The 3,867-nt window shown below is 62.2% G+C and carries 3 protein-coding genes; all 3 read right to left on the bottom strand.

The annotated features are described in order from the left end of the window. On the bottom strand, nt 1-1,741 hold a 1,741-nt coding region (locus AC1DRN_RS29685; RefSeq protein ID WP_477786908.1), incomplete at its 3' end, for a T6SS effector BTH_I2691 family protein. Then, on the bottom strand, nt 1,738-2,622 hold the full coding sequence (locus AC1DRN_RS29680) for a DUF4123 domain-containing protein (RefSeq protein ID WP_223463481.1): 885 nt from the start codon (nt 2,620-2,622) through the stop codon (nt 1,738-1,740). The genes AC1DRN_RS29685 and AC1DRN_RS29680, both read right to left, overlap by 4 nt. Next, on the bottom strand, nt 2,619-3,867 hold a 1,249-nt coding region (locus AC1DRN_RS29675; protein ID WP_477786907.1), incomplete at its 5' end, for a type VI secretion system Vgr family protein. The genes AC1DRN_RS29680 and AC1DRN_RS29675, both read right to left, overlap by 4 nt.

The following is a 3,867-nucleotide window of genomic DNA, read 5'->3' as shown; positions in this document are numbered from 1 at the left end:
TGAGCGGCATGGTCCTGCTTTCGAAATGCAGTTGCTCTCCCAAATGGCCCAGCCTCGCCTTGAACACCAGGGCCAGCGCGGTGTTGAGCGGGCCGTCCAGCCTGGACGCCGCGCTGTTTTGCAGCAGGCGGGTACCGAAGGTGTTGGTCAGCAGCACCGCGCCGCTGAGTCGGATGGCAGAGGGCGGCGTATTGAGGCTGACCTCGCCGACCAGCGCGTGGGCTTTGGCGTAGATATCGACCAGCGACTTGCTCAAGGCTTGCAGCTGAGCGCCGTCCAGGGTCGGCAGTTGCGAGCGTTGGGCGAGCAACAGATTGATCTGTTCGATGGCCTGGGTCTGATTCTGGGCAAGCCCGCGCCAAAACCAGTTGTTCGGCGTCGTGCCGTCGAGGGCGCTCCAGCTGTCGATTTGCGCCTCGCCCAGGGCGGTACTGTTCATGCCGGCAACGGCCACGCCCAGTTGCGCTTCGAACGCCAGGCCGTTGCCGCTGTCTTTGGCATCGTAGTAGGCAAAAGCCTCGAGCAACGCGGTGCTGTTGAGCCACTGCAAATGATCGGCGGCGCGCTGGTCCTTGATCGCATCGGCTTGGGCGACGGCCGCATCAAACTCTGCCATGAAGGCCTGCAGCCGCGCTTCGTCGACCGACGGCGCGTAGCGTTTCGCCCAGCTGTCGTGGCGCGCGTGCTCGATGTCGTCGCGCTCCTGGCGCTGTTGGTCGGCGGGGTTGCGGAAACTGCGGTAGCTGCCCATCGACGCCGTGACCATGTGGACGTTGCTGCTGGCGTACTCGCGGTCGGTGTACCGCACGCCAAGCGCGTTGGCGTGGTTGACGTAGCGTTGCTCGGCTTGTTCGGCGAGGGTGAGCTTGAGGTTTTCGAGGCCGAAGGCGATGGTGTGTTTGCGCTGGTTGTCGATGCCTTCGCCGTCGGTTTTGCGCATGAAGGTTTCGAGCGTCTCCACGCTCTGATTGCGCCAGGCATTGAGCTCCTGGGTGATGCCGATCGGGTCGTCCAACACCACGGCAAAACCCTGCGCCTGGGTCGCTGTTGCGCCAAGCCGCGTGGCCACACCCGCCAGGGCCGAGAATCCGGCCGGGGGCGCAAACAGTTGCTCGCCAAGGCGGGTCATCAAGGGCGGGGAGGTCGGCCCAAGCAGGTCGGCGACGCTACTGTCCAGCGCCTGGGCCTCGATGATGTGCGCGGTGTGGCTGCAGCTTTGGATCAGTTGGCGGATATCGACCTTGCGCAGGGTGTTGCGCAGCCGCGGTTGCGTGCGGATCTCGGCGAGCAGGCGCGGCGTCAGCAGGTCCGGGGTGAACAGCAGCCGGGCTTCGTTGACGTCTTCAGGATCGCTGACCTGGATGACCCGATCGCCGAAGTCCGGCAGGCCGCCCAGCCCCAGGTCGTCCGGGGTGGCGGGCCACACGGCCTTGCACAAGCCGCTGCTGTAGGTTTGATAGGCGCCCTCGCATACCCAGTCGGTCGCGGTGCGGTGGATGAACACATAAAGATACCCCTCGCGCAGTGCGCGCACGGTATAGCGCGCGGTGGTCAGGGGCAGGCTGGCGAGGGGCTCCGCCTGGGCCAGGGCAGGAGGCAGGGCCGATTCGGTGTGCCCGATCACGGCATAGCGCAGCGGCAGCAGGGACACCGAGCGTTTACAGCTGACGCAGGGACTGTTGCCTTCGGTGCTGAACGTTTGCCGGGCGACGAAGTTGAGCAGGTCGGTCGGGGCGGTCATGGTCGTGCTCCCTGGAGAAACAACTGGCCCAGGCGTCCTTCGCCCCGGGCGCTACGCTGCAGCGCGGCATGCCAGTGGGCAGTGCCGTGCAAGCGTTGGGGGGTGTGTTGGAGGGTGAGGATGATGAAATCGGTCAGGTTGTGATGGTCAATCAATCCCAGGCTCTTTCCTTGGCTGAGCAGCGACTCGATCAGCGCCAGACGCACTCCATGGCACGGGCTACTGAATAAAGTGGGTGAGGTTTCGTTGAGTGTTTCCAGTAGCCGGAAAGGCAGGGGGTCACTTTCCAATGCTTGCCATAACGCGGCGTCCATCACCAATCGCGGGGCGGCAACGATCGGGATTGACCGTGCTCCTCCGCGGATTCGATGCCACTGTTCCTGGCTTGGAGTGGCCCCACGGCACCACCAGGACACAACGGGTGCGAGCAGCCACTCTCTCCACTGCTCGGGCGCATGGCGCAAGAGCTTCGGCGTGACACGGCTGTCGTAGTAGCGCAACAAGTAACGCTCGCTGTCTTGCGTGTCGACAAACGTGGCCTGACTCAGATGTCGGGCCAGCACATCGGCGCTCACAGTGCTGGTAATCCATGCGACGATGGTATTGCTGTCATAGCGCGCAAGACTGTCGATCAGTGCGCCATGGCCCTTGCGAGTGGCCTCACGTGGACATGCCAAGTGCGGGCCCAATGGCCTGAGCTGTTCCAGGCCGGGAGCCAGAAGCAGTGGTTGCAGATCAAAGCCTGGATGGTCCGTCAGTTTTTGCCGGGTTTCCTGAGGTAATGTCGCCATATCGATCAACGCGACGAGATATCGCGGACGGGGGACGTCGTGCGCGTAAAGGTCGTTGGTCAGTGCCGTCAGCAGTTCACCGGGAATCATGCGTCCACCTTCACGAGGGCTTTATGCTCACGGGCGGCCTTGAGCCAGCAGCCAACACAGATCGGTTCGCCGGTTGTCGGCACGCCACTAAGGATGAGTGAGTGTCCTGCGCCTTTAGCGTTAAGTTGCGTCGGCCCATTCAGGTAGATGGCAATCCCGCTGAGGGTGATGCCATTGGCATCCAGGGTAATGCTACCGCCGGGGCCTTGTAGAACGAGGCTCTCGCTGGTTTGCAGCTGATAGGTCGTGGTTTTGGTGCCTATGCCTTGCGCGGCAGAGATATGTTGGGAACCCTGAATGACCTGTTCGGCGTTACCGCCAATTTCCATGCGGTGATTGACTGCAATCGTGTCGTGTCGATCATTGCCAATGGTCTCGACCCGGTCTTTGCCAATGCTGATCTGGTGGTTGCGACCGAAACTCTGCACTCGATCTCGACCTACGCTGTGATAGTGGTCCTGAGCGATGCTTATCCGTTCGTCATTGCCCACCTGTTCCTTGCGGTCGTGGCCTACCTCTATCTGCTCGTCATGCCCGACTTTCTCACTGCGGTCATTACCCACAAACGTTGTGTTGTCATGTTTGATATGGACGTTCTTGTCCTTTTCGGCATGGATGTACACCTCTTCCTGCCCCAGCTCATCCTCAAAACGCAGCTCATTGAAGCCCTCTCCCTTATGGGTACGGCTCTTGATGGTCATCCGCGTTTTGTGTTTGGGCAGTTCATAGGGCGGCAGATTGGTCTCGCGGTAGGCGCGGCCCGTGGCGATCGGCTGATCCGGATCGCCATCCAGGAAGCTGATGATCAGCTCCTGATTCACCCGGGGCACGGCCATGGCGCCCCAGGTCGCACCGGCCCAGCCCTGGGCCACACGGATCCAGCACGAACTCTGATCGTTGTTCTTGTCCGAACGGTCCCACGGGAACTGCACCTTGACCCGGCCCCATTCATCGCAATAAATCTCTTCCCCTGGCGGGCCGACTACCGTGGCGATCTGCGGGCCGTCGATGCAGGGTTTGTCACGCAATGGGGCTTTCCAATCCGAGGTCCAGCGAATGGCTGTGGCCTGCATCTCGTAGGACGTGCCGCTGCCGCTGCCGAACGCTTCTTCCTCCAGGCTGCTGTGTTGTTTGCCTGCGTGGGTGATGGCGATGGTGCGCCAGCGGTCGTTGAAGTCTTCGCGCGGATGCTCGTTGAGGTCGAACGCCAACCCCGGTTGCAGGCGCGCATCGTCACCTGCCAGA

The sequence above is a fragment of the Pseudomonas sp. P5_B3 genome, from assembly GCF_056400405.1.
This window is presented reverse-complemented; position numbering and strand designations above follow the sequence as displayed.

Bases quoted from the DNA above. Each gene is read 5' to 3' on its own strand.
- AC1DRN_RS29680 (WP_223463481.1), bottom strand. From the start codon at position 2,622: ATGATTCCCGGTGAACTGCTGACGGCACTGACCAACGACCTTTACGCG.